This window comes from Neisseria sp. 23W00296, from assembly GCF_044772855.1.
In the GTDB taxonomy this organism is placed as follows: Bacteria; Pseudomonadota; Gammaproteobacteria; order Burkholderiales; family Neisseriaceae; genus Neisseria.
The window spans coordinates 1,746,865-1,771,856 of record NZ_CP173024.1; the positions used below are offsets into that span (position 1 = coordinate 1,746,865).

Here is a 24,992-nt window from a genome sequence, read left to right on the forward strand (position 1 = left end):
AGACACTGCCGCCGCTGCGGGTTTCAAACGGAATCTGTTCATTTCTTTCTCCATTGATTGTCGGAACGCGCGGACGGGCTGCCAAAGACGCCTGACCGCAATTTGTAATTTATTGTAAATTCCGGAAAGCAGTTTCGCAACAAATGTTGAGAATTTTTATTATCTGCTGGCTAGAACCTACAAAACCGATGCAAACGGCGTAGTGAAGTTTGGACAGGCACACGACAAAAAAGAGCCGAGCGACCATAAAGAAACGGGCGGGCTGCTGAAAATGGCCAAAGCAGGCAACAGCGACGTCTACTTCGGCGAGTGGTCGCATACGGGCACGGCCAAAGACGGCAGCCTCAATGTGTTTTATGTCGGCCAAGAGCGGGCAAGCAACCTGCCCGAATTGGGCACGGTCAAATACCATGTGCGCGGCATGAACAATTACAGCGGCGACAATATGCTGACAGGTGTCCTGAATGCCGCCGATTTCGGCTTGGATATGATTTACGGCACCATCGCAAACAAAGACCTCAGCGTCAAAATAACCGCCCTTATGAATCGGGATAACGCCTCTTTTGAAGGAAATGCAAACGCCAGGGGCAAACTGGCAGGAGAAAAAGTAGTTCAGGGCATTTCTGCCGGCCAATTCTTCGGCAACGGTGCTTCTGCTCTGGCCGGCATCGCCACCTTCGGCAGCCGCCGCGATTTGGATACCGCCTTCGGCGGCACGAAACAACCCTAAAACCGCAGCACTCTGAAACTGTCCGCCCTTTTCGGCTTCTTCCCGCAGAGGGCGGGCAGTTTCCGCAGAATCTCCGCCTGCTTTCAGACGGCCTCCCGACCCCAAAGGCCGTCTGAAACCCAGCCGTATCTCAGACACCGGGTCGGAAAGTCCTATGTACAAGCCTTATACCGCCCTACTGCTCCTGTTGTGCTGTCTGCCCGCAGCCGCAGCCGATGAAGACAACGATGCCCAACTGAGGCGCCTGCGTTTTGAAAACCGCGAAGCGCTGCGCCAGCAGGAGGAAAAGACGCTGGAGGAAGGCGGCGAAACCGCGTCCGCTCAAACGGCAGACAATACGGCGCAAAACCTGCCGCTGGGTATTTTGGGTGCGGTCAACCGCGGCGACGCGCGGGAAACCGCGCGCCTTCTGGCGCAATACCGTGCGCTGCCCGGTTACGACGCCGATCTGGCGGACTTCGCCGAGGCCAGCATCAGCCGTCTGAACGGGGATTACGCTCAGGCGCTGGCGGCTTACAAAGCGCTGCTCGAACGCCGCCCCGATTTCACGCGGGCGCGGCTGGACTACGCGCGCACGCTGTTCGACAACCGGCAAACCAAAGAAGCGCAGGCACAGTTTGCCCTCCTGCAGCGGGAGGAGCTGCCCGAAGCGGTGAACCGCAACGCCGACGCCTACCGCCGCGCCGCACAAATGCGCGGCAAATGGCACGGCTCGCTGGCCGTCGGCGCGGTTTACAACAGCAATATCGGCGAAACCACCGGCCGCCTTTACTGCTTCGACCCCTACGGTTTCACTTGCGCCAAAACGCCCCCACCCGAACGGGCGCACGGCTACACCTACGAAGCATCGGCGGAAAAACACCGCCCCCTCTCCGGCCATCACGGCCTGTTTGCCCGCGCCGCGCTCTACGGCACGCGTTATCAGGATTTTCCCGACAACAGCGAAGACACGCTGGCCGTATCGGCGGGCTACCGTTTTTCGTCGGCCCAAAACACCTGGTCGCTCGCCCCCGCGGCCGAATGGTCGCGCGCGGACAGCCGCCTGCTCTACCGCAGCGCGGGGTTGCGCGGCGAATGGCAGCACGATTTTTCCGACACCACGGCGTTCAATTGGGAAGCGGAACACCGCGAAATGCGCTACGCCGACGACTACCGCAGCAACAACGGCTGCCTCTCGGCCTTCCACGCCTCCCTGCTGCACGCCCCGTCGCACAACTGGCTGTTTTACGGCAGCGCCAATGTGCAAAAACGCAAAACGCAGCAGCGCGCCTCGTCTTATCTGCTGCACGGTTTCCAAGCGGGTGCGCAATACCGCTTCGGCGACACCGCCCTGCTGCGCCTCCAGGCCTCGCTGCGTTTCCGCCGCTACGACGGTTTCAACGCCTGGATACAGGTGCGCCGCAGCGATCGGGAGCAGGCATATTCCGCTACCCTGAAAATCCCGCGCCTGAAAGCGGCGGGCTTCTCGCCCGTTTTCCATTTCAAGCACACGCGCGTGCACGACAATGCCGGCTGGCTGGCGGGCTACCGTAAAAACGAAGCGGGCATCCGCTTCGAGCGCTTTTTTAGAAGTTGCGGGATAAAACGGCCGAATGCGGAGGCCGTCTGAAAGCAGATGCAAGAGCTTTCAGACGGCCTCTTTCAGATTCAGACAGCCTTAACGACACGATCCGCGGAGCATTCAGTTTTTCTTGGTGTGCGCCCAGTCGGCGGCTTCGCGCTGCCATTCGACTTCGCCGCCGCTGAGCAGTATCTGCATCATGCCGGCGGTTTCGGCGTCGAGTTTGCGCGATTTTTCCATCAGGGCTTCATTGGCGAACGGCGGGACTTCGGGGTCGTACAGTTCGGACAGGGTGAACAGGTGGTAGCGGTCGCGGGCGGCGTAGAAGTCGCTCAGTTCTTTTGCCCGCTCCTGCGATACGCCGAGGCTTTCGAGGGCGATGCGGCCGCTGCGGATGGCGGCGTCGAAGGTTTCGCGCACGATGAAGTCGGCGCCGGCGTGGTGCAGGTTGTAGGCATGCTGGCGGCCGTGGGCGCGGGCGATGATGGTGAGGTCGGGGTAGTGGCGGCGGACAAATTCGACGACTTCGGTCGATTGCTGGTCGTCGCCGATGGCAACAATGAGCAGCTTGGCCTTGCCCAGTCCGATGGAGTTGAGCAGCTCGGGGCTGGTGGCATCGCCGTAGTAGGTTTTGCTGCCGTATTTGGTGAGGCCTTCAACGGTTTCGGCGTGATGGTCGATCACGGTGGTGTGGAAGCCGCAGCTGGTGAGCATGCTGTTGATCTGTTGGCCGAAGCGGCCGTGTCCGAGCAGGATGATGGGGTTTTCTTCGTGCACTTCGTCGTTCGGACGGCTTTCGTTTTCCGCCGCTATCGCGCGCGGGGCGATGACTTTGTCGTAGAAGATAAAGAGCAGCGGGGTGAGCAGCATGGATAGGGCAACCACCAGAGAGATGCGGTCGGCCAGAGCCTGCGGCAGCACTCTGCTTTGTTGCGAGATGGAGAGCAGCACGAAGCCGAATTCTCCCGCCTGCGCGAGGCTGATGGCGAACAGTTTGCCTGCGGCGGCAGGCAGGCGGAAGAGTTTGCCCAAGATAAACAGCACCGCGGCTTTAAGCAGCATGGTGCCTGCGGTCAGGCCGAGTACCAGTAAAAATTCGCGCCCCAGCAGGCCGAAGTTCATGCCTGCGCCGACGGTGATGAAAAACAGACCGAGCAGCAGCCCTTTGAAGGGTTCGAGATGGCTTTCCATTTCGTGGCGGTAGGAGCTGTTGGCGAGGGCGACGCCGGCGATGAATGCGCCCAAGGCGGGCGAGAGGCCGATCAGGGACATCAGGGTGGCGATGCCGACGACGACGGCCAGGGTGAACAGGGTGAACATTTCCCGCAGGCGGGTTTTGCTGATGAAGCGGAAGGTAGCAGGCACGAGGTAGCGCATGCCGATAACGATGACGGCGATGGCGGCCACGCTGACCAGCGCCGTTACCCAGCCGGGTTGTCCGGCCATGATGTTGGCCTGTTCGTGTCCGTCGCCGCCCTTGACGACTGCAACACCCAGCAGGGGCAGCAGCGCCAGCATGGGAATGGCCGCTACGTCTTGGAATAAAAGGACGGCAAAACCGGCCTGCCCGCCCGCTGTCGGCAGCAGTTTTTTTTCGTTGAAGGTTTGCAGGACGATGGCGGTGGACGACAAAGCCAGTATACAGCCGATGGCGATGCCTACCTGCCAGGTCTGCCCGAGCGCAACCGCGATGGCGGCCACTGCGGCCAGCGTCAGCCCGACTTGCAGGCCGCCCAATCCCAAAAGCTTGTGCCGCAGCCGCCAAAGCATCTGCGGCGCGAGTTCCAAACCAACGAGAAACAGCATCATGACAACGCCGAACTCGGCAACGTGCTGGATGGATTCGGCTTCTTTGCCGACGAAGCCCAATACCGGGCCGATGAGGATGCCGGCCATCAGATACCCCAATACCGATCCCAGCCCTAGTTTTTGCGAAATCAATACCGCGCCGACGGCAAACGCCATATAGATGAAGGTGTACAACAATATTTCAGTCATGGTCTGTTTTGTCTTCCGATAAAGAGGTTTTCAGACGGCCTCCGTCGGAGGAGGCCGTCTGAAAAATCAAAGTTCGATGCCTTTGAGTTTGGCAACGGTGTTGATGTCTTTGTCGCCGCGACCAGAGAGGTTCACCAGTATCACTTGGTCTTTACCCATTTTCGGCGCGTTGGCCACCGCCCAAGCCAGCGCGTGGCTGGATTCGAGCGCGGGAATGATGCCCTCGAAACGGCAGAGCAAATCGAAGGCCTCCAGCGCGGCATCGTCGTTGGCGGCGGTGTATTCGACGCGGCCGATGTCGGCGAGGTGGCTGTGTTCGGGGCCGATGCCGGGGTAGTCCAAACCGGCGGATACCGAGTGCGTACCGAGTACCTGGCCGTGTTCGTCCTGCATCAGATAGCTGCGGAAACCGTGCAACACGCCGATGGGGGCTTTGCTGGTAATCGGCGCGGCGTGGTCTTTCGTTTCCACGCCCAAACCGCCTGCTTCCACGCCCACAAGGCGCACGCCCTCTTCGCCGATATACGGGTAAAACAGGCCGATAGCGTTGGAGCCGCCGCCCACGCAGGCCACGGCCACATCAGGCTGGCGGCCGACGGCTTCGAGCATCTGCTCTTTGGCCTCGTTGCCGATTACGCATTGGAAATCGCGCACCATTTCGGGATACGGCGCAGGGCCGGCGGCCGTACCGATGATGTAAAACGTATCGTCCACGCGGGCGACCCATTCGCGCATCGCTTCGTTCATCGCGTCTTTAAGCGTGCGGCTGCCGCTTTCCACGCCGATGACGTTCGCACCCAAAAGCTTCATGCGGAACACGTTGGGCATTTGGCGTTGGATGTCGTCTGCGCCCATGTATACGTCGCAAGTCATGCCGAAACGCGCGGCCACGGTGGCCGATGCCACGCCGTGCTGGCCCGCGCCGGTTTCGGCAATCACGCGCTTTTTGCCCATGCGCTTGGCCAGCAGCGCCTGGCCGATGGTGTTGTTCACTTTGTGCGCGCCGGTGTGGTTCAAATCTTCGCGTTTCAACCAAATCTGCGCGCCGCCCAAATGCGCCGACAGGCGTTCGGCATGGTAAACGGGGCTGGGGCGGCCAACGTAGTGTTTCAAGTCGCGGCGGAATTCTTCCCAAAACGCGGGGTCGTTTTTCGCTTCTTCATAAGCTTCGGTCAGCTCTTTCAGGGCAGGAATCAGGGTTTCGGCCACATACAGCCCGCCGTGTTTGCCGAAAAAGCCCTGCTCGTCGGGCGCTTGGTAGTTTTTCATAATTTCCTCTATACACACATCAAATTCAAATCGTATTGAATTTTACAAAACTGATTTTAAAACAGGCAAATTAATGGTCTAAGGCTGAATAAATCAACCTTAGACCATTTTTAAACCAAGCTATCAGTAACGCAGCGTACTGCCGAGATTATCGACAATGCGCGGAGTGATAAAGATCAGCAGCTCTTTTTTGCTGTTGTTGCGGGAGCGGTGTTTGAACAGGTTACCCAACACAGGCACATCACCCAACAACGGAACTTTGCTGACACCTTCAGAGTTTTCCTCTTCATAAATGCCACCCAAAATCAGAGTGCCGCCGTCTTCCACCATGGCTCTGGTATCCAAGCGCTTGGTATCGATACAGGGCTCGGAAGCACCACAGTTACGGTTAACAGAGTCTTTGTTTACCTTAATGTCCATAATAATCTGACCGTCAGGTGTAATCTGCGGAGTAACCGTCATTCCCAAAACTGCTTTTTTGAAGGAGGTTGAAGTTGCGCCACTGGAAGAAGCTTCCTGATAAGGAACTTCCGTACCGGACTCAATAACGGCCTCTTTGCGGTCTTGGGTTAACACCCGCGGCGAAGAAATAATTTTAGCCTTTTGTTGGGCTTGCTGTGCGGACAGCTCTAATGCCAACGCGCCTGAAGAAAGGGCATGCACCAAAGCCAGGCTGGATGTCGCAGCACTTGTCGGTAAATTCACATTCGGATCCAGCGTCCAAGTTCTATTGGTATTGTTCTGAAGCGCGTTACCGTAAGTATTGTTATTAGCTTGTGCATTTGCCCAGTTGCTGCCCCAGCTGTTTTTTCCGTTAGAGCCGGCATAACCGAATTTCACACCCAGTTCACGGGAAAAACCGTCGGAAGCCTCAACAATCCTAGCTTCTACCATTACTTGACGTGCAGGCACGTCCAATTCTGCAATCAATTTCTCAAATTTTTGCAAAACAGAAGAATTATCCGTGATAATCAAAGTATTGGTAGCAGGATCAATTAACGCGCTACCTCTATTGCTCAAAATAGTCTTACTATTGTCGGAAGAACTGCTACTGTCATCCAATTTCAAAATCTTGCGGAACTCTTCCACATTTTTGTATTTCAATTGGAATGTACGAGAATACAGCGGACCCAATTCATCAATTTCGCGCTGCTGAGTCAGTATTTCCTTATCTCTAGCCAACAGCTCAGATCTTGGTGCAACATTGATGATATTGCCCGAACGACGCATATCCAAACCGCGAGCCTGCATCACCAAATCAAGAGCTTGATCCCAAGGCACATCTTTCAAAGTAAGAGTCATCTTACCGGTGACACTATCGCTGGCAACGATATTCATGCCTGACTCTTTCGCCAAAATCTGCAAGATGGTACGCACATCTACATCTTGGAAATCGAAGGAAACCCGATTGCCTCTAAAAGATTTCGACTTATTGGATTGCAAACCGTTTACTTCAACAGAAGTTTTAGGAGAAATTTCTACTGAAATTCGTCCTCCGGCCGCCTTGTGGTTATACGACCAATTTCCTTGGTTTTTAATGACAACCTGCGTGTCATTACCAATTCTTTTCATGACCACATTACGGACGGGCGTACCAAAATCGCTTACATCCAAATTGCGTTGGGCTTGAGTCGGCAAAGGATGGTTTTTTAAAGTAATTGTAATGCTGCTGCTGTTTTGCTTAATGTCAGGCTGCCCCTGAAAACCGGGAACAGAAATATCGACAATGCCTTCGGATTTACCGGATTTTCTAAAATCAACAGTCGAAGCGGAGTTTGCAACCTGTTGCTGGCCGGCTTTGACATTTGCTTGAACACCTACAGATTCGTTAATCCGAATCCAAACTTCATTACCTTTCACTTCAGTTGTATAACGTCCGTTTTTGTTCAAACCGACAACAACTTTAGCCTGTCCGTCCGCCTGCTGAGCAGCCATCACCCGATTTAATAGGGAATCTTCATATTCCAAAACAGGTTGAGACAAGCCAACACCTGTAGTAGGAAAATTAAGAACAAACTGTGTAGGCGAAACACTTGGGGACGCAACGGGTAAAACCGCATCCTTATCAAATTTAATTTTAATAATTTTTTGATTATTCGGCATAGAGGAAACATTGATGTTGGTTATGTTTCCCGCATACACCGAATGACCGATAAATGACAATCCCAATATTGCAAATATACTGTTGATGGTTTTAACTTTATTCATTACCAATACCCCTTAAAATTTAATTTCCTGTTTTTTCAGAACTACTTAAAACTAACTCTGCAGGACGGAAGGTCCAACTGCCGTTTGCGTCTTCAACCAATTCGGTAATCAGGATTGCATCATCCTGAATCTTGGTTACCTTACCATAATTCTGGCCAATATAATTACCTTGAACAACTGTATAAACATGCCCTTCAACCTCTACAAAAGCAGAAGTAGTTCCGGCTTTCTTAAAAGAGCCTACATATTTAATACTGTCCAGATTAAACGCCTCCAATACTTCCTTAGGCCGGTTTAAATCCGGAGCATTTACACCCTTTTGATTGGTATTCAATCGTTTGCTATTAAACGCGTCCAAAACAGGCTGAATAGCGGGAGTATAAGTTAATGCGGGAACACCTGTCGGAATTTCCACCGGCTTCACATTTTTTTGTGCTTCCTTTTTAGTAGTGTCAACCCAAACACGAAGATCCTCGGGTTCATCATCACATGCAGATAAACACAAAAGAGCGGATAGCAAAATTATTTTCTTCATTATCTATAATCCCATTTAGTTACCTGCCGAAGCATCAGAAGCTGCCTGAGCCTGTTCTGCTGCCAGTTCTGCCGCAGGACGTGCCTTATAAGTATTTGCAATGGCATTAAGAGTAATTTGTCCCGTTTTGTCGTCTTTCGTCATATTCAGCTGACTCAGTGTAATAATTCGGGACAACCCGCCAACATCTCTAGCAAATTTCGAAATTTGATCATATTGGCCGCTTATTAAAAGTTTATAGGGTAATCTTTGAATAGCACCATCATTTACAGGATCAAGTGGAGAAAGCGCACCAAGCTGCAAATTATTTGTTGAAGCCGCCTGATTCAATTCTTGAATCAAATTAGGTATTTCTTTATCCGTGGGCAATTGTTGCAATAACTGGTTAAAAGACGTGTGCAACGCAGCCAATTCCGATTTTAAATTCTCTAAATTTGCCGCTTTTACACTTTTTTCCTGATACGATTGTTTCAACTCCTCTTCTTTTGCTTTAGCCGAATCTAGTTCAGCCAACTGGTCTTGGAAAACTACAAAATATCCAATCACGAGTATCACCGCAACCAAAGCAGCAGCGATGCAAATCTTGAATACAAAATTCAACTCATGTAAATTTTGCAAATCGATTTTTTGGTTGTTCTTAGCCATTTACTTCTCCGTAGCACTTGCACTATTTTGACTTACATCTGAAGCAGAAGATGCTGCCTGTTCATTTTCAGATTGCTTTGCCGAATCACCTAATGGCGCAGCAGACGGATTCAAAACTGTTTTAACAACAAATTTCTGACCATTATCCGTCTTCTCAATTCCAAGAAGTTCGGGTTGATTGAATATCCCTGTTGTCGGCAATGCCCTCATAAACATAGCAATACGGTTATCACTGGATGCTTTACCAGTAATGTCATAAGAATCACCGTCTTGAGAAGCTATAGAAAGAACATAGGCTCCCTCTGGAAGTAGTTGATTCAACGTATCTATAATGCGAGCACCCTCAAATCTTTTATTCTGGAGCTCTTCAACCTTCTGCTTCTTAGCTAAGAAATCTGCTTTCTCAGCCTCAAGACTTGCTATTTCTTTAATAGCTTCATCAGTTTTTTGTATTTCCTGCTCCAAGAATGTGTTTCTAGCTTCTTGCGAAGAAATAGCCTGATTTAGACCTACAAAAGCCAATCCTGCCAAACCAATCCCGATTAAGCCGGCAGTCATCATCATGACTTTAAACTTCTGCTTTTCCTTTTGGCTTAATTCTTCCCTATAGGGAAGCAAATTAATTTTAATTAAATCTGCCATAATTACAATCCCCTTAATGCCAAACCAAATGCTATTGCCAATTCCGAACCAACTTGCTGCATTTCAGAAGCATCCGCCCTCATCCCAATTGAAACAGAAGTTGTCAGATCGACACATTCAGCCGATGTATTTGTTTGAGAAAAAATTGTTTCTGCCAAATTAGCCTGCGTAGAAGCTGATCCGGTAAGGAATATATTCCTTACGTTGGCAAACTGCTCACCCGACTGAGTGGTGTAGTAAAACTGCAAAACACGTTGGACTTCCTGAGCAATTTGAGCATTGAAACGATCAGCCACCTGAATCTGATAATCAGCAGGCTTATTTTCACTCTTACGCATAACTTTAGCCTGCTCATCGCTCACCTGATAAGTCCGCTGGATTAACTGACAAAGCTGCTCACCGCCCAAAGAGGATTCTTGCCGATACAGTATTTGACCGTTTTGCAACACCAAGGAAGACATTTCATTTTCTGAAATATGAACAACCATGACCTTATCAGACAAAAACTCAGGATTTTGCTTATCCATCCAATAATTAAAAGCATTAGCCTGAGCAAGCACATCAATATCTAACGATTGCAAACTCAAACCGGCACTATCAAACACTTCAAGCCTGGGCTCCAAATCTTCTTTTCGCGCCGCAACCACCAATACTTTCTTGCCTACAGCACCCGAGCCCTCATGAACAACCCGATAATCATAATTGACCTCGTCCAAGGGCATCTGCTGGGAAACTTCAAACTCAACAAAATCCGCCAAATCCATATCGGCATCTTTTTCGTTATAAGTAACGGTCTCTATATTAGCCAGCGACTGAGGAATAGCTCCGATGATATTACGGCTGTTACCTCCCAGCTGCGTATATGCATGTTGCAAGTACGCTACAAGTTGGTCGTAATCCTGAACGATTGCACCCTTGATGATATTCTTCGGCAGCCGGACGATAGAGTAATTATCCAACTGAACCTGATTCAAATTACGCCCGGACAACTGAACGATTTTTACAGCATCCTGGGCAATATCAATCCCCACCGACGCACGCGAGGAAAAGCTGGAAGAAGCTTTACCTTTTGTATTTTTTTGATTTTTTGTTAAACGCATAACTCATTTCCCTGCCAAATAATATTGGTTACAATATCGGCTTCCGTAAGCGGTTGATAAGAAGGAGCGGCAACAAAATTACCGTCCTGTTTAAACGTTAAGACCATTTTACTTTATTTAATACCCTTTGGGGTAAATATTACTTAGTCATGATTAAAAAAATTTTCACTACCCTAATCGGCCTGTTCATCGGGCTGGCTCTGTTTGCAGTCGGACTGTTGGCCATCGCCGTTCTGACAACCTATCCAAAACTTCCCTCATTAGATGCCGTGCAGAACTACCAACCGAGAATGCCTTTGATGATTTACTCTTCAGACGGCAAACTTATCGGTTCCTATGGTGAGGAACGGCGCGCCTTTACCGAAATCAAAGACTTCCCCCAGGTATTGAAAAACGCGGTTATTGCAGCGGAAGACAAACGCTTCTACGACCACTGGGGCGTAGATGTCATCGGTGTCGGACGCGCCATCATCGGCAACCTCACTTCAGGCGGCGTACAGTCCGGCGCCAGCACGATTACCCAGCAGGTAGCGCGCAATTTCTACCTCACCAACGAAAGAACGCTGACACGGAAATTCAACGAAGCCCTGCTGGCCTACAAAATCGAACAATCCTTAACCAAAGACCAGATTTTGGAGCTGTACTTCAACCAAATCTATCTCGGGCAGCGTGCCTACGGTTTTGCAGCCGCTTCGCAAGTCTATTTCAACAAACCAGTTCAGGAGCTGACTTTGGCGGAAGCCTCCATGCTGGCCGGCCTGCCCAAATTCCCTTCGGCTGCCAATCCTTTGGTCAACCCCAAACGTGCCAAACAGCGTCAGGAATATATTCTGAACAACATGGTCGAACTGGGCATGATTACACCCGAGCAAAAAAACGCCGCATTCAACGAAGAGCTCCATTACGAACACCATGTGCAAGACATCGACCAGACCTCCTTATATGTTGCAGAAATGGCGCGTCAGGAACTGTATGAAAAATACGGTGAAGACGCCTACACGCAAGGCTTCAAGGTCTACACCACCGTCGATACCGACAGCCAGCGCGTCGCCACCAACGCCCTGCGCAAAACCCTGCGAGGATTCGACCGCGGCAGCGCCTACCGCGGTGCGGAAGGCTATTTGGAATTAAGCAAAGACACCGACGAAGACACCGAAGAAATCGTCGGCAAATACCTGTCCACCATGCATGCGGTAGACGGATTGGAACCTGCCGTCGTCATCACCGCATCAAAAAGCAAAGGCATCACCGCCCAAATCACCACCGGCGAACGCATCCAGCTGACACCCGCGCAAATGGGCGGAGCGCGTAATGCCGTTCTCAACGCCAAACTTGAAGAAGCGCAAATCCGCCCGGGAGCGGTCATCCGCGTACAAAAAGTCAAAGGCAGCGGCTGGCGCATCGCCCAAGAACCGGCGCTGCAAGGCGCACTCGTCGCACTAGACGCCCGCACCGGTGCCGTGCGCGCACTGGTCGGCGGCTACAACTTCCACAGCAAAAACTTCAACCGCGCCACCCAGGCCATGCGCCAACCCGGATCATCATTCAAACCCTTCATCTATTCCGCAGGGCTGGCCAAAGGCATGACCGCCGCCACCCTGATTAACGACGAACCCATCTCCATCCCCGGCGCGGGACGTGGCGGACGCCCGTGGACACCGAAAAATTCAGACGGCCGCTACGACGGCCCCATCACCCTGCGCCACGCGCTGACCCGCTCGAAAAACATGGTCTCCATCCGCATCCTGATGGCTACCGGCGTCAACTACACCCAGCAGTACATCCAAAAATTCGGCTTCAAACCCAACAACCACCCGGCCAACCTCTCCATGGCACTGGGCGCAGGATCGAGCACACCTCTGCAAATGGCCGAAGGCTACGCCGTATTTGCCAACGGCGGCTACAAAGTGTCCGCCTACGTCATCGACAAAATCTACGACTCGCAAGACCATCTGAAAGCGCAGATGCAGCCCCTCGTCGCCGGAGAAAACGCACCGCAGGTCATCGACCCGCGCAACGCCTACATCATGTACAAAATGATGCAGGACGTCGTCAAATACGGCACGGCACGCGGCGCGCTCGCCCTCGGCCGCTCCGACATCGCCGGCAAAACCGGCACCACCAACGACAACAAAGACGCCTGGTTCGTCGGCTTCAACCCCGACATCGTCACCGCCGTCTACATCGGTTTCGACAAACCGCGCAGCATGGGACGCGCGGGCTACGGCGGCACCATCGCCCTGCCCGTCTGGGTCGAATACATGCGCCACGCCCTCAAAGGCAAACCGAGCACAGGCATGAAAGTGCCCGGCGGCATGGTTTTGCGCGGCGGCGAATACTTCTATAAAGAGCGCCAAACCACCGACCCCTCACTGCGCATCGACAACAGCAGCAGCCGCTCCGACTCCGACGACACCATCGGCAAACCCGCCGACTCCGACACCGACAGCGGCGCGGCAGCCGAGCGCGAACTCAGGCCGACCAACGTCAACCAAGACGAACAGGAAATCAAGCCGAGCAACCGCCGCCCCGTCAACAACACCGACTTGGACGACCTCTTCTAAACGGCCGCCAATCCAACGGCAAAACGGCAGCCCGCAAAGCTGCCGTTTCCTGTTTTCAGACGACCGCCCCCCACAGACCGTCTGAAAACACAAAGGCCGTCTGAAACACTGCCCCTGAACCGCCTGATAAAAGAAATAAAAAGCGTCTTAACCGCCGCCATGCGTTTTTTAGCATAAAAATAGCGTAAACTACGCGTCTTTCGGGGCAGCCGTCCCGGCAGAAACACCATCCGATTTGAGGAAACACCAATGGCCACAGGTCAAACCACCACCCTCCCCGTCCCCAGCGGACACGGCAGCTTGGAACAATACATCCACACCGTCAACAGCATCCCCATGCTCACCCCCGAAGAAGAACACAACCTCGCCGAACGCAAAATAAGCGGCGACGTCGAAGCCGCCAAACAGCTCATCCTGTCCCACCTGCGCGTCGTCGTCTCCATCGCCCGCGGCTACGACGGCTACGGCCTCAACCAGGCCGACCTCATCCAAGAAGGCAACATCGGCCTGATGAAAGCCGTCAAACGCTACGAACCCGACCGCGGCGCCCGCCTCTTCTCCTTTGCCGTCCACTGGATCAAAGCCGAAATCCACGAATTCATTCTGCGCAACTGGCGGCTCGTGCGCGTCGCCACCACAAAACCCCAGCGCAAACTCTTCTTCAACCTGCGCTCCATGCGCAAATCCCTGTCCGCCCTGTCACCGAAAGAAGCCCAGGCCATCGCCGACGACCTCGGCGTCAAACTGTCCGAAGTCATGGAAATGGAACAGCGCATGACCGGCAAAGACGTCGCCCTCCTCGCCGACAACAGCGACGACGAAGACAGCTTCGCCCCCATCGACTGGCTGGCCGACCACGACACCGAGCCTACCCGCCAAATCGAACAAAAAGCCCACTACGCCCTGCAAACCGAAGGCCTGCAAAACGCCCTCGCCAAACTCGACGACCGCAGCAGGCGCATCGTCGAAACCCGCTGGCTGCAAGACGACGGCGGCCTCACCCTCCACCAGCTTGCCGCCGAATACGGCGTCTCCGCCGAACGCATCCGCCAAATCGAAGCCAAAGCCATGCAGAAACTGCGCGGCTTTCTCGCCGAAGAAGCCGAACAATAATCCGCCAAAGGCCGTCTGAAACCACAAAACCCCGTCCCAACATCCCTCTTTTTCAGACGGCCTCAAACCGGCAAACACAGGACAAAAGGCCGTCTGAAAAACAAGCGCCATACCCGTTTCAGACGGCCTCGAAACACACCGCAAACCCAAGGCCGCCGCCCCGCACAACACCGCGCCCCGTTTCAGACGGCCTTTTGCACAGCGCGCCGTACTTACGCTACAATCCGCGCGTTTTTTCCAACCACCTACAAAGGCTTTCACTATGCTGACAGGCAGCTTGGTCGCACTAGTTACCCCCATGCGCGAAGACGGCAGCGTCGATCTCCCCCAACTCGAAAAACTGATCGACTGGCACATCGCCAACGGCACCGACGCCCTCGTCATCGCCGGCACCACCGGCGAATCCGCCACCCTCTCCATCCCCGAACAAACCCTCGTCATCGAAACAGCCGTCAAGCATAGTGCCAAACGCATCCCCGTCATCGCCGGCACAGGCGCCAACAACACCATCGAAGCCGTCGAACTCTCCCAAGCCGCCAAAAAAGCAGGCGCCGACGCTACACTCTCCGTCGTCCCCTACTACAACAAACCCTCGCAGGAAGGCATCTACCGCCACTTCAAAACCATCGCCGAAACCGTAGACATCCCCATGATCATCTACAACGTACCCGGCCGCACCGTCGTCAACATGGACAACGACACCATCCTGCGCCTTGCCGAAATCCCCAACATCACCGGCGTCAAAGAAGCCAGCGGCGCCCTTGCCCGCGAAATCGACCTCATCAACCGCGCCCCCGAAGGCTTCGCCGTCTACTCCGGCGACGACCCCACCGCCCTGCCCTTCCTGCTCTGCGGAGGCCACGGCGTCATCACAGTCGCCGCCAACGTTGCCCCCAAACTCTTCGCCGACATGTGCCGCGCCGCACTCGCGGGCAACATCGCAGAAGCACGCCGCCTCAACGGACAACTCATCCCCGTTTACGACGTCATGTTCTGCGAACCCAGCCCCGCCGCACCCAAATGGGCGGCCGCGCAATTGGGCGTCTGCACCGAACACGTCCGCCTGCCCATCATCCCCCTCACGCCCGACGGCCAAAACAAAGTGCGCGCCGCACTGCAAACCGCCGGACTGATTTGATTTCATCCCACACGGAGTCTGTATGAATCCCATCAAACCCGCCACACTCGCCATCGCCCTCATCGGCCTCTCGGCCTGCTCCGGCAGCAAAAAAGAACAACCCAAGCTCGACTACCAGTCGGAAAACCGCAAAATCGTCAGCCTCGAAGTCCCGCCCGACCTGACCAACCCCAACCAGGGCAACCTCTACCAACTGCCCGCGGGAGCAGGAGCAGTGCGCGCCAGCGACTTCAACCGCAGCAGCGCCGCCAAACAAAACGCCGCCGGACAAACTGTTCTCGGCAGCGTCAAAGGCGTCAAAATGGAACGCGACGGCAGCCAGCGCTGGCTCACCGTCTCCGGCAAACAGCCCGCCGAACTCTGGCCGCTGCTCAAAGCCTTCTGGCAGGAAAGCGGCTTTACCATCGCCTCCGAAGAACCCTCCATCGGCCAAATGGAAACCGACTGGGCGGAAAACCGCGCCAAACTCGCCGGCGGCGGCCTGCGCAGCATCCTCGAAAAAATCGGCCTCGGCGGCATCTACTCCACCAGCGAACGCGACAAATTCATCATCCGCGTCGAAAAAGGCCGCAACGGCGCCACCGACATCTTCTTTGCCCACAAAGGCATGAGCGAAACCTACGCCGACCGCAAAAAAGAAACCACCATGTGGCAGCCCCGCGCCAACGACCCCAACCTCGAAGCCGCCTTCCTCGCCCGCTTCATGCAATACCTCGGCGCCGACGAGCAGCAAATCCAAAACCAGCTCCAGCAAACCGCCGACAGCGGCAGCGCGGCCGGTCTTGCCAAACTCGAAAACGGCAGCCTCCTCCTGTCGGGCGACTACCAGCGAAACTGGCGCCGCACCGCCCTCGCCCTCGACCGCATCGGCCTGACCGTTATCGGCCAAAACACCGAAAAACACGCCTTCCTCGTGCAGCCCGCACAAAACGAAAGCGCCTCGGTCAGCACGAAAAAACCCGGCCTCATCGGCCGCCTGTTCGGCAAAAAAGCCCCCGAAGCCCAACAGCTTCCCGAACTGATCGTCTTCGTCGAACCCGCCGCCAACGGCGCGCGCCTGCAAATCCTCAACAAAGACGGCAGCCGCTACACAGGCTCGGAAGCCACCGCCTGGCTCGCACGCCTGCACACCGAACTGCGCTGATTGCACGTTCTCACAAAAGGCCGTCTGAAAACCCCGAAAAGGTTTTCAGACGGCCTTTTTATAGTGAGCCAAAATAGAAAAGATACAAGGCAGCAAGACGCAGACAGTATGGGTATAGTGAGCCAAAATAAAAAATATACGGCGTTGCTGCGCCTTGCCGTACTACCTGTACTGTCTTCGGCTTGCTGCCTTGTATCTTTTTTATTTTGACTCACTATAATACGGCAAGGCGCAGCAACGCCGTATATTTTTTATTTTGGCTCACTATATCTGTAACCGCACACACAAACCTAAATCTTTGCAAAACCCTCTAAGGCCGTCTGAAAACCAAGTGCCGCCGTCATTCCCGCGCAGGCGGGAATCTTTTCGGCGTGCGGAAACGGTCGGACAAACAAAATGCGCCAAAACTTCCGTCCAAGAGGGAATGGCGGCAGTCGGGCGGATTCTTAAAACCTGCAAAGACAGCAAACCACGCTTTCAGACGGCCTGCCCTGTCTGAGGCCGTCTGAAAGCACGCAACTTCAAGGCTCGGTTTGCGTACGGATAAGACATGATGCGGACAAACAGCCCGTCACGGCTTTCCACAAGCGGCAAAATACCAGCCCGCGTTCTTTATGGAATAGAGCGGGAAAAGCAAACCGGCCGTATCCGACAAACTCCCCGCCGCAGCCATGGTTTGAAGGCCGTCTGAAAACCTGTTTGAGATTTTCAGACGGCCTCCGATAAAAAGGCTGCCCGCCAAAAAACGGAACAGCCTGTGATTGTCTGGTTTACTGGCTCAACACGTCCACGCCTTTGGGCGGTGTGAACTTGAATGCGCCGCGCGAGAGTTTGGGATGGGTGTCGACGGCGGAGAAGCGGATGGCGGTGTGGTTGCCGAAGCCGTCTTGCAGCTCCATCGCCGCCAGGGTGTCGCCTTTGAAGCCGATGCGGATGAAGCGGTAGCCGGCGTTGTTTTTCTTCGGCGTGGCCAAAACGTAGTCTATGCCTTCGGCCGAGCCGTCTTCTTTCAGGCTGTAGCTGGCGGCCAGCGCGGTTTTGTCGGACAGGATGGCGGCGGGGCTGTCGCCGATGGCCTGCGCCTGGTCGGATTTGGTGACCTGTTTCAAATCGGCGTCGTAAAGCCAGATGTGCGTGCCGTCGCCAACGATGATTTGTTTGTAGGGTTTGGCGTATTCCCATTTGAAGAGACCGGGGCGGAGGATTTGGAAGGTGCCGCCGGATGTTTGCGTTTTCTTTTTGCTTTTCACGGTTTGGCTGAACGTGCCGCTGAGGCCGTCGGCGTCGCTGTTGAATTTTTGCAAGGCGTCGACGGCGCCTGCCTGTGCGAAACCTGCGGCGCAGGCGAGGGCGGCGGCGGCGGTTTTGAGCCATGTGGTGCGTTTCATGCGGTGTCCTTACGGTGGGTTGCAACAGGCGGCAGTATAAAGGCTGCCTGTGTGCAGGCAAGTGCCGCGCGCGGCGTTTAATTTGTGTAAAGCGGATAATGCTTTGTTCAGCAATCGGTTTTTGTTTTCAGACGGCCTTTCGTTTTGACATTTATTTAACCCGCCGCCACGTTTTTACGCGCCGAACGGGCGGCAAAAACCCCCGCAGGCGGCAGGGCGTGCGGGGGCGGAAACGGCATCAAGCGGCTTATTCTTCGATAACGATGCGGGCGTTGAGCGGCTGCACGGGGCGGTTGTTTTCCTGGCCGATCATGGTGCGCATGGCCTCAAGCTGGGCTTCGCTAGCGGTAACGGGGGTTTTGAACACGACCCAGTTCACGCCCTCGCTGCACGGCGGCGTAGTCAGCGAGCCGTTCAGGCGGAAGTGGCGGCGGTCTTTCGGAAAGAGCGGCATCACGTCGAGTTTGCCGTTCAGCGCCGTTTTTTCGCCGCTTTGCAGTTTTTTCGCCAGCAGCGGTTTCAGCGCGGAGTTTTCGCGTCCTTTGGTGAAGACTGCGCCGAGTACGACCAGCTCGCCCGTGTCAGACTGGTGGACGAAATGGACTTCCATCGGATAGGCGTTGCCGCGGAAGGTGTGTTCGCTGGGTGTGTGGAAATGAAACTGCTTGAACGTGAATGTTTTACCGCCGAGGCTGATGGTTTGCGGCTGCCCTTCGGGCGTGGCCTGGATGGTGTGGCCGTTGTTTTCTACGGTGTAGGCCGACGGGGCATAGGCAAATTTCACGCTGTTGCCCGCGGCCGCCTGTGCGGAGGCGAAATCGACGGGCGACTGGTTTTTGCCGCTGCTGCACGCGGCATAGTCTTGTTTGATGCCTCCCCAGTGTTCGGGGCTGCTGTCGCCGGTGTACGACCAGTCGGAATGGGCGGCGGCGAGTGCGGGAAGGGTTGCGGCGCAGACGGCGGCCAATACGGATAAACGCAGTTTCATGTAGTCTCCTATTTGCGTCGGGTTGGGAAAGTGCGGGATTATGCGAACGGCGAGAATTTTTATCAATCGTAAAAACAGCCTTCCTCCCCGTTTTTTCTTGACCTTACGCAAACATATTGCGGATTTTTGTAAACGCGTGCCGCCGCTTCGGATTCACGCGGCCTTTGTCGGGCAAAAAGCATCAGGCCGTCTGAAAACGCCTGCCGCGGTACGGACGGAAGTTTTCAGACGGCCTGATGCGCCGTATTTCAAATTGTTTTGCGCCAAAGCGCTTTTAAAGCACCCGCTGGCCGAAATAGCGGCGGCATTTTTGTCCGCAGCGGTCGTAAAGCCTGCGGCAGTAGGGCAGCAGCGGGGAGGCAAACAGGAAGGAGGCCGCCAGCGCCACGGTTATCACCACCGCCATTGGTTCGGCCAGCATTTTGAAACGGAAGAAATACGCCATCGCGAAATTGACGGCGCAGGTAAAGAGAACGATGTAGCCGAGTCCTACGGCAGCCAGCAGCAGCGGGCAGAAAACCGAGCGTTTCATAAGTCAGAACCGAACCATGTGGGAGGCGCGATTATAAACGGCGCAAACGGCGGGAAAAAGCAAACGGCAGATTAAATCGCGTAAAGACAGACGGCATATTGTGCCGACAAACGGCATTCTTTCGCATTGGCAAACCGCCGCCGCCCGTTTTGAATTTGCCGCCGCATCAGGCATAATCGCGCCCTTTCACAGGCCGTCTGAAACTGCCCGAGGGCTTTTTCAGACGGCCTCAAATACGCGAAGCACTCCGATGGACAAGAAAATCCTGTTGCAAAAAGCCGACATCTACCGCCGCCTGATGCGCACCGACAAGCCGATCGGCACCATGCTGCTGCTGTGGCCGACACTGTGGGCACTGTGGACGGCGGCGCGCGGCCTGCCCGACCTCCTTATTCTGGCCGCCTTCGTACTTGGCACGTTTTTCATGCGCAGCGCCGGCTGCGTTATCAACGATTTTGCCGACCGCGGTTTCGACGGTGCGGTGGAGCGCACGAAAAACCGCCCGTTTGCACGCGGCGAAGTGTCGAAAAAAGAAGCCCTGCTGCTGACCCTCGCTCTGTGTCTGGCCGCCGCGCTGTGCCTCTTGCCGCTCAACCGCGCCACCTGGCTGATGAGCCTGCCCGCACTGTTTCTCGCCCTCAGCTATCCGTTTACCAAACGCTTCTTCCCCATTCCGCAGCTCTATCTCGGTCTCGCCTTTTCCTTCGGCATCCCGATGGCCTTCACCGCCGTCACCGGCGCCGTGCCCCCCGCCGCCTGGCTGCTGTTTGCCGCCAATGTGTTCTGGACGCTGGCCTACGACACTGCCTACGCGATGGCCGACAAGGAAGACGATTTAAAAATCGGCATCAAAACTTCCGCCATCACCTTCGGCCGCCACGACGCCGAAGCCGTGCTTGTCTGCCATCTGCTGTCTACTGCGCTGATGGTGGCGGCGGGCATTGCCATCGGTGCGTCCTGGCTGTTTTGGTTGGCCGTTTCCTTTGTTCTGCGCTTCCAATGGAAACAGTATCTGGCCGTGCGCACGCGCGACCACAACACCTGCTTTCGCGAGTTTCTCGCCAACAACCGCCTCGGCGCACTGTGGTTTGCCGCCATCGCCGCCCACTTTTTCTATCTGCACGCCAGAGAGCTGTTTGACGCCTATACAGGTATGTGAGCGGACGCAAGAAAACAAAATCAGGCCGTCTGAAAAAGCTTTTTCAGACGGCCTGACTGCATTCGCGGCGTGTCAGCCTTCCCGCGTTTCCTCCCCGTTCCAATACTCCGCCGCACCGCCGTGGAAAAAGCCGTGCAAAATCGCCTGCGCGGCCACGCTGTCGAGCATTGTTTTCTGCTTTTTGCCGAACACCCGCGCTTCGGCCAGCAGGCTTTCGGCGTAAAGCGAAGTGAGGCGCTCGTCTGCCCAGTAAACCGGCAGGGAGAAGCGGGCGTGCAGGCGGCGGCCGAATTTGCGGGCGAGGCGCGTGAGTTCGTGTTCCGTGCCGTCGCTGTGCACGGGCAGGCCGACCACCAAATAATCAGGCTGCCATTCGCTTATCAGGGCGGCGATGGCGGCAAACTTGGTTTCGTTGGCTTCGGCGGAAACGGTGGACAGCGGGTGGGCGATGCCGACTTCCGCGCTGCCCTGCGCCACGCCGATGCGTTTTTCGCCGAAATCGAAGGCCAGGCAGGTGCCCTGCGGCGCGGGAAAGGCGTCAGGCATGGCCGGCGCCTTTCACCAGCGAAGCCGGCTCGATGCCGAGTTTGGAGAGGGCGGCGCGGTAGCGGAGGTTGAGCGGCAGGTCGAACAGAATGCTGCCGTCGGCGGGCACGGCAATCCACACGTTTTGCGCCAGCTCGTTTTCCAGCTGGCCGGATTCCCAGTTCGAGCAGCCGATGGTGACGATGGCCTTTTCCACCGCGCCGCTGTCGCCCAGTTTGTCGATGATGTCGCGCGAGGTGGTGACGGCGTTTTCCCCGCCGACGGAAAAGCTGCTGCTCCATTCGCCTGCGGGGCAGTGGACGACGAAGCCGCGGTTTATCTGCACCGGCCCGCCCACCAGTATCGGACGGTTTTTAAAGCGTTCGGGAACGGGCGTGTCGGAAGCGGAAAACACGGCTTCCATCGGTATCGGCGAGGGTTTGTTGATCACGACGCCGAGCGCGCCGTCTTCGTCGTGGCGGCACAGATAAACGACGCTGCCGCTGAAAAACGAGTCTTCCAGCGCGGGCGTGGCGATGAGGAAATGGTCGGTGAGATTGTCCATAATCGGAAAGAGTCGTGGCTGTCGGGCGGCAATATTAGGCCGCGCGGAGAAAATTGCAAGCAAAAGGCCGTCTGAAAAGCGGCGTTTTCAGACGGCCTGCTTATTGCTAAAATCGCGCCCCTCATTTTTCGGCAAACCCACAAGGCGGTTTCAAAACCTGACAAACAGGTTCTCAGGCCGTCTGAAAAACAAGGAAACAGAATATGGCAGGCCACAGCAAGTGGGCGAACATCCAGCACAAAAAAGCCCGCGCCGACGCCCAGCGCGGCAAAATCTTCACCCGTCTGATTAAGGAAATCACCGTCGCCGCCCGCCTGGGCGGCGGCGATCCCGCATCCAACCCGCGCCTGCGTCTGGCAATGGACAAAGCCTGGGACGCCAATATGCCCAAAGACAACGTGCAGCGCGCCATCGACAAAGGCACAGGCAACCTCGAAGGCGTCGACTACATCGAGCTGCGCTACGAAGGCTACGGCATCGGCGGCGCGGCCTTGATGGTCGACTGCATGACCGACAACAAAACCCGCACCGTCGCCGACGTGCGCCATGCCTTCAACAAAAACGGCGGCAACCTCGGCACTGACGGCTGCGTCGCCTTCAACTTTGTCCACCAGGGCTATCTGGTCTACACCGACGCCGACGAAGACGCGCTGATGGAAGCCGCCCTCGAAGCGGGCGCGGAAGACGTTGTCGCCCACGAAGACGGCATCATCGAAGTGATCACCGCCCCCGCCGACTGGGTGGGCGTGAAAGCCAAGCTCGAAGCGGCGGGCTTCACTTCGCAAGACGGCGACGTCACCATGCGCGCGCAAAACGAAACTGTGCTCACCGGCGAAGACGCGGCGAAAATGCAGCGCCTTATCGACGCGCTGGAAAACCTCGACGACGTACAAAACGTCTACACCTCCGCCGTGTTGCAGTTCGACTAACCCTTTCAGACGGCCTTCGGATAACCGGAGGCCGTCTGAAAGCGCAAACGGCTTTCGCAACGTCCCTTTTCAGACGGCCTCTCCGTTAACGGAAGGCCGTCTGAAAACACATTTGGCAACCGCTCCGTTCCCCGAACCCGAGAGAAAACACCATGAAAAAATCCCGCTTTGCCGCCCTTTTCTTGGCCGCCCTCACCGCCGCCGTGCAGGCCGAGCCGCTGAACTACAACGTTGTCGAATTTGCTGAAAGCGCCACCGTCAGCGTGCCGCGCGACACCATGACCGCCGTGTTCACCGTCCGCGCCGAAGCGCGCGAGCGCGAAGCCGCCCACCGCGCCTTTGCCGCCAAAATGAACGCCTTTTCCCGCCGCGCCGCCGACAAAGCCCTCGAAGTGAGCGAAGCCAACCGCAGCAGCCACCCCGTTTACAGCTATCCCGACAACAAACGCGTGCAGACCGGCTGGCAGGAAAGCATCGAATACACCGTCAAAAGCCAAGACTTCGCCGCCCTCAACCGCCTCATCGCCCAATCGCAGAAAGACGCCGAAGTGCAAAACACCCACTTCACCCTGTCGCCGCAAAAACGCAATGCAGCCGTCGACGAAGCCAGCCGCGCCGCTCTGCTGCGCTTCAAAGACCGCGCCGCCGCCCTCGCGCAGACGCTGGGCTTTTCCGGCTACAAAATCGTCTCCCTCAAACTGGGCGAATTGGGCGACGCGCCCGTGATGATGATGTCGGCCAAAGCGGGCTACGCCGCCCCGATGGCGGCCGACAACGAAACCGCCGCCCCGCCCTCGCCCGGCCTCGAAGAAATCCGCATCACGGTCAACGGCTCGGTGCAGATGTAGGCCGTATTCCGTCGGAAGGCCGTCTGAACAGCTTTCAGACGGCCTTCTCCCATCAGCCGTTTATGTAAAAAATATGCCGCCTGTCTTTCAAGTTTCGTAAAGGCGAAGCTGCCCGCTATTATCCGCACTTCCCACAGCGGCCGAGCGGCCGGATACCATAACAAGGAGGACGCACCATGAAATTCAGCACCCTTTTGATCGCAGCGGCCGTTTTCGGCGGCATGTATTTTGTCAAACACCATACCGACACTTCCGTTTTCACCGCCGACAATCTGTTGCAGCCGAAAACAGCACAATCGGCTCAGCGCTAAGCTGCCGATATGCAAACCGCCCTTTTCGGGCGGTTTTGTTTGGCCGTCTGAAAGCGCAGTTTCTACCAAGCGAACACATAAAAGCCGCCCCGGCCAACGGGGCGGCTTTTTGGCAAACGGCAGACAGACAAGCCGCGCGGCAGCCGTTTCTATAATGTCCGCCTGCTTTCAAATCGCCGCACCTGTCCGCTGAACGGGTCGGCAAACTCAATGGCGCGGGCGAGGAGTTTCAGCGGCTTGGCGTAGTCGGTGCTGTCGGCGGGCAGCGGATCGGGATAGAGCGGGTCGTTCAGAATCGGGATGCCGAGGCTTGCCATGTGCACGCGAAGCTGGTGTTTTTTGCCGCTGACGGGGCTGAGACGGTAGCGGCAGAGGCCGTCTGAAACGGCTTCGGCAGCTTCGATAACGGTGTGGGCGTTGGCTTCGCCCGCGGTTTCGCGCGTGAGAAAGAAAGGCTCGCCGCGTTCGAGGCGGGAACGGATGTGCAGGGGAAAGTCCAAGCCGCTGCGTTCGGCGGCGAGGGCTTCGTAGGTTTTGACGACGCGGCGCTCCTGAAACAGGGTCTGATAGGCGCGGCGGCTTTCAGGGCGGCGGCAGAAGAGGACGACGCCCGCCGTATCCTTGTCGAGGCGGTGCAGCGGCGTGATGTCTTCGGGTCGGCCGTTGTGCAACTCAGGGCGCAGGCGCAGGCGGGTGAGCAGGGTTTCGCGCAGGAAGCGGCCGCCGGGCACAACGGGTAGGAAGTGCGGCTTGTCGGCGACAATCAGATGCTCGTCGACGTGCAGGATTTCTTCGCGAAACGGAATGCGCGGCTCGTCTTCGGCGATGGTTTCGCGGTAGTAATAGAGCGTGGCGCCGGGAACAAAGGGCGCGTCTGGCGGCAGCAGGCGGCCGTTTCCATCGAAAATGCCGCCCTTTTCGAGCCGCAACAGCCAGGTTTCGCGCGGCACATAGGGGAAACGGCGGCAGAGGTAATCGAGCAGCGGCGCGTCGGCCAGACGACGGTCGCAGGGCAGATGCAGATAGCTGGGGCGGATGCCGTCGATTGTCGGCAGGGCGGGGGTTGTGTTCATGGCCGCGATTGTAGCGCTTTCAGACGG

General features: G+C 55.9%; 23 protein-coding genes. 10 read left to right on the forward strand and 13 right to left on the reverse strand.

Annotated features, from left to right (window positions below):
• The first annotated feature begins 166 nt into the window (after positions 1 to 166).
• Entirely contained in the window at positions 167 to 730 is a 564-nt protein-coding gene (locus tag ACG2K1_RS08660; RefSeq protein ID WP_402839158.1) for a Slam-dependent surface lipoprotein, read from the forward strand.
• Between the two features lie 154 nt (positions 731 to 884).
• Positions 885 to 2,339 carry a surface lipoprotein assembly modifier gene (locus ACG2K1_RS08665; RefSeq protein WP_395428765.1) on the forward strand — a complete coding sequence of 485 codons (1,455 nt, stop codon included), beginning with the start codon at positions 885 to 887 and terminating at the stop codon, positions 2,337 to 2,339.
• A 72-nt stretch (positions 2,340 to 2,411) separates the two neighbouring features.
• Here ACG2K1_RS08665 and ACG2K1_RS08670 read toward each other — a convergent pair whose 3' ends face one another.
• From ACG2K1_RS08670 to pilM, 7 genes are all read right to left on the reverse strand, one after another.
• Positions 2,412 to 4,289, reverse strand: coding sequence for a monovalent cation:proton antiporter-2 (CPA2) family protein (locus tag ACG2K1_RS08670; RefSeq protein ID WP_395428764.1), 1,878 nt, complete (start codon positions 4,287 to 4,289; stop codon positions 2,412 to 2,414).
• A gap of 66 nt (positions 4,290 to 4,355) precedes the next feature.
• Positions 4,356 to 5,558: a tryptophan synthase subunit beta gene (trpB, locus tag ACG2K1_RS08675; protein WP_395428763.1), complete on the reverse strand. Its 1,203-nt coding sequence runs from the start codon at positions 5,556 to 5,558 to the stop codon at positions 4,356 to 4,358.
• A gap of 123 nt (positions 5,559 to 5,681) precedes the next feature.
• Positions 5,682 to 7,766: a type IV pilus secretin PilQ gene (locus ACG2K1_RS08680; RefSeq protein ID WP_009424990.1), complete on the reverse strand. Its 2,085-nt coding sequence runs from the start codon at positions 7,764 to 7,766 to the stop codon at positions 5,682 to 5,684.
• A 19-nt stretch (positions 7,767 to 7,785) separates the two neighbouring features.
• Entirely contained in the window at positions 7,786 to 8,301 is a 516-nt protein-coding gene (locus ACG2K1_RS08685; protein ID WP_009424989.1) for a pilus assembly protein PilP, read from the reverse strand.
• Between the two features lie 15 nt (positions 8,302 to 8,316).
• Positions 8,317 to 8,946, reverse strand: a complete 630-nt coding sequence (locus ACG2K1_RS08690; protein ID WP_009424988.1) for a type 4a pilus biogenesis protein PilO — start codon at positions 8,944 to 8,946, stop codon at positions 8,317 to 8,319.
• Complete coding sequence (locus ACG2K1_RS08695; protein WP_009424987.1) at positions 8,947 to 9,588, reverse strand: PilN domain-containing protein; 642 nt, start codon at positions 9,586 to 9,588, stop codon at positions 8,947 to 8,949.
• 2 nt (positions 9,589 to 9,590) lie between these two features.
• Complete coding sequence (pilM, locus tag ACG2K1_RS08700) at positions 9,591 to 10,688, reverse strand: type IV pilus assembly protein PilM (RefSeq protein WP_094030945.1); 1,098 nt, start codon at positions 10,686 to 10,688, stop codon at positions 9,591 to 9,593.
• A gap of 149 nt (positions 10,689 to 10,837) precedes the next feature.
• Here pilM and ACG2K1_RS08705 point away from each other — a divergent pair, with 149 nt between their 5' ends.
• The 4 genes from ACG2K1_RS08705 (at position 10,838) to bamC (ending at position 16,647) form a co-directional block, all read left to right on the forward strand.
• A complete protein-coding gene (locus ACG2K1_RS08705; RefSeq protein WP_395428762.1) occupies positions 10,838 to 13,252 on the forward strand; it encodes a penicillin-binding protein 1A in 2,415 nt (804 codons plus the stop codon).
• 249 nt (positions 13,253 to 13,501) lie between these two features.
• Positions 13,502 to 14,365 (forward strand): RNA polymerase sigma factor RpoH, encoded by an 864-nt coding sequence (rpoH, locus tag ACG2K1_RS08710; protein ID WP_009425146.1) that lies wholly within the window; start codon positions 13,502 to 13,504, stop codon positions 14,363 to 14,365.
• Between the two features lie 262 nt (positions 14,366 to 14,627).
• The gene (gene dapA, locus ACG2K1_RS08715) at positions 14,628 to 15,503 is read left to right on the forward strand and encodes a 4-hydroxy-tetrahydrodipicolinate synthase (RefSeq protein WP_009425147.1); all 876 of its coding nucleotides are present in this window, start codon (positions 14,628 to 14,630) and stop codon (positions 15,501 to 15,503) included.
• A 22-nt stretch (positions 15,504 to 15,525) separates the two neighbouring features.
• Entirely contained in the window at positions 15,526 to 16,647 is a 1,122-nt protein-coding gene (gene bamC, locus ACG2K1_RS08720) for an outer membrane protein assembly factor BamC (RefSeq protein ID WP_009425148.1), read from the forward strand.
• 770 nt (positions 16,648 to 17,417) lie between these two features.
• Here the strand turns inward: bamC and lolA are convergent.
• From lolA to ACG2K1_RS08735, 3 genes are all read right to left on the reverse strand, one after another.
• Positions 17,418 to 18,035 carry an outer membrane lipoprotein chaperone LolA gene (gene lolA, locus ACG2K1_RS08725; protein ID WP_395428761.1) on the reverse strand — a complete coding sequence of 206 codons (618 nt, stop codon included), beginning with the start codon at positions 18,033 to 18,035 and terminating at the stop codon, positions 17,418 to 17,420.
• A gap of 247 nt (positions 18,036 to 18,282) precedes the next feature.
• Positions 18,283 to 19,023 (reverse strand): carbonic anhydrase, encoded by a 741-nt coding sequence (locus ACG2K1_RS08730; protein WP_395428760.1) that lies wholly within the window; start codon positions 19,021 to 19,023, stop codon positions 18,283 to 18,285.
• Between the two features lie 274 nt (positions 19,024 to 19,297).
• Complete coding sequence (locus ACG2K1_RS08735) at positions 19,298 to 19,555, reverse strand: hypothetical protein (protein ID WP_036496640.1); 258 nt, start codon at positions 19,553 to 19,555, stop codon at positions 19,298 to 19,300.
• A gap of 250 nt (positions 19,556 to 19,805) precedes the next feature.
• On the opposite strand from ACG2K1_RS08735, the gene ubiA reads away from it, so the two are divergent.
• A complete protein-coding gene (ubiA, locus tag ACG2K1_RS08740; protein WP_395428759.1) occupies positions 19,806 to 20,714 on the forward strand; it encodes a 4-hydroxybenzoate octaprenyltransferase in 909 nt (302 codons plus the stop codon).
• A gap of 72 nt (positions 20,715 to 20,786) precedes the next feature.
• Here the strand turns inward: ubiA and ruvX are convergent, their stop codons facing one another.
• Together ruvX and ACG2K1_RS08750 are read right to left on the reverse strand one after the other, a co-directional pair.
• Positions 20,787 to 21,260, reverse strand: coding sequence for a Holliday junction resolvase RuvX (gene ruvX / locus ACG2K1_RS08745; protein WP_395428758.1), 474 nt, complete (start codon positions 21,258 to 21,260; stop codon positions 20,787 to 20,789).
• Positions 21,253 to 21,804: a YqgE/AlgH family protein gene (locus tag ACG2K1_RS08750; protein ID WP_009427230.1), complete on the reverse strand. Its 552-nt coding sequence runs from the start codon at positions 21,802 to 21,804 to the stop codon at positions 21,253 to 21,255. Before ACG2K1_RS08750 ends, ruvX begins: the two co-directional genes overlap by 8 nt.
• A gap of 203 nt (positions 21,805 to 22,007) precedes the next feature.
• On the opposite strand from ACG2K1_RS08750, the gene ACG2K1_RS08755 reads away from it, so the two are divergent.
• From ACG2K1_RS08755 to ACG2K1_RS08765, 3 genes are all read left to right on the forward strand, one after another.
• Entirely contained in the window at positions 22,008 to 22,733 is a 726-nt protein-coding gene (locus ACG2K1_RS08755; protein ID WP_395428757.1) for a YebC/PmpR family DNA-binding transcriptional regulator, read from the forward strand.
• Positions 22,734 to 22,885: 152 nt separating this feature from the next.
• The gene (locus tag ACG2K1_RS08760) at positions 22,886 to 23,581 is read left to right on the forward strand and encodes an SIMPL domain-containing protein (RefSeq protein WP_395428756.1); all 696 of its coding nucleotides are present in this window, start codon (positions 22,886 to 22,888) and stop codon (positions 23,579 to 23,581) included.
• Between the two features lie 176 nt (positions 23,582 to 23,757).
• Positions 23,758 to 23,892, forward strand: coding sequence for a hypothetical protein (locus ACG2K1_RS08765; RefSeq protein ID WP_009427233.1), 135 nt, complete (start codon positions 23,758 to 23,760; stop codon positions 23,890 to 23,892).
• A 149-nt stretch (positions 23,893 to 24,041) separates the two neighbouring features.
• Here ACG2K1_RS08765 and ACG2K1_RS08770 read toward each other — a convergent pair whose 3' ends face one another.
• Complete coding sequence (locus ACG2K1_RS08770; protein WP_395428755.1) at positions 24,042 to 24,965, reverse strand: pseudouridine synthase; 924 nt, start codon at positions 24,963 to 24,965, stop codon at positions 24,042 to 24,044.
• Positions 24,966 to 24,992: the final 27 nt, after the last annotated feature.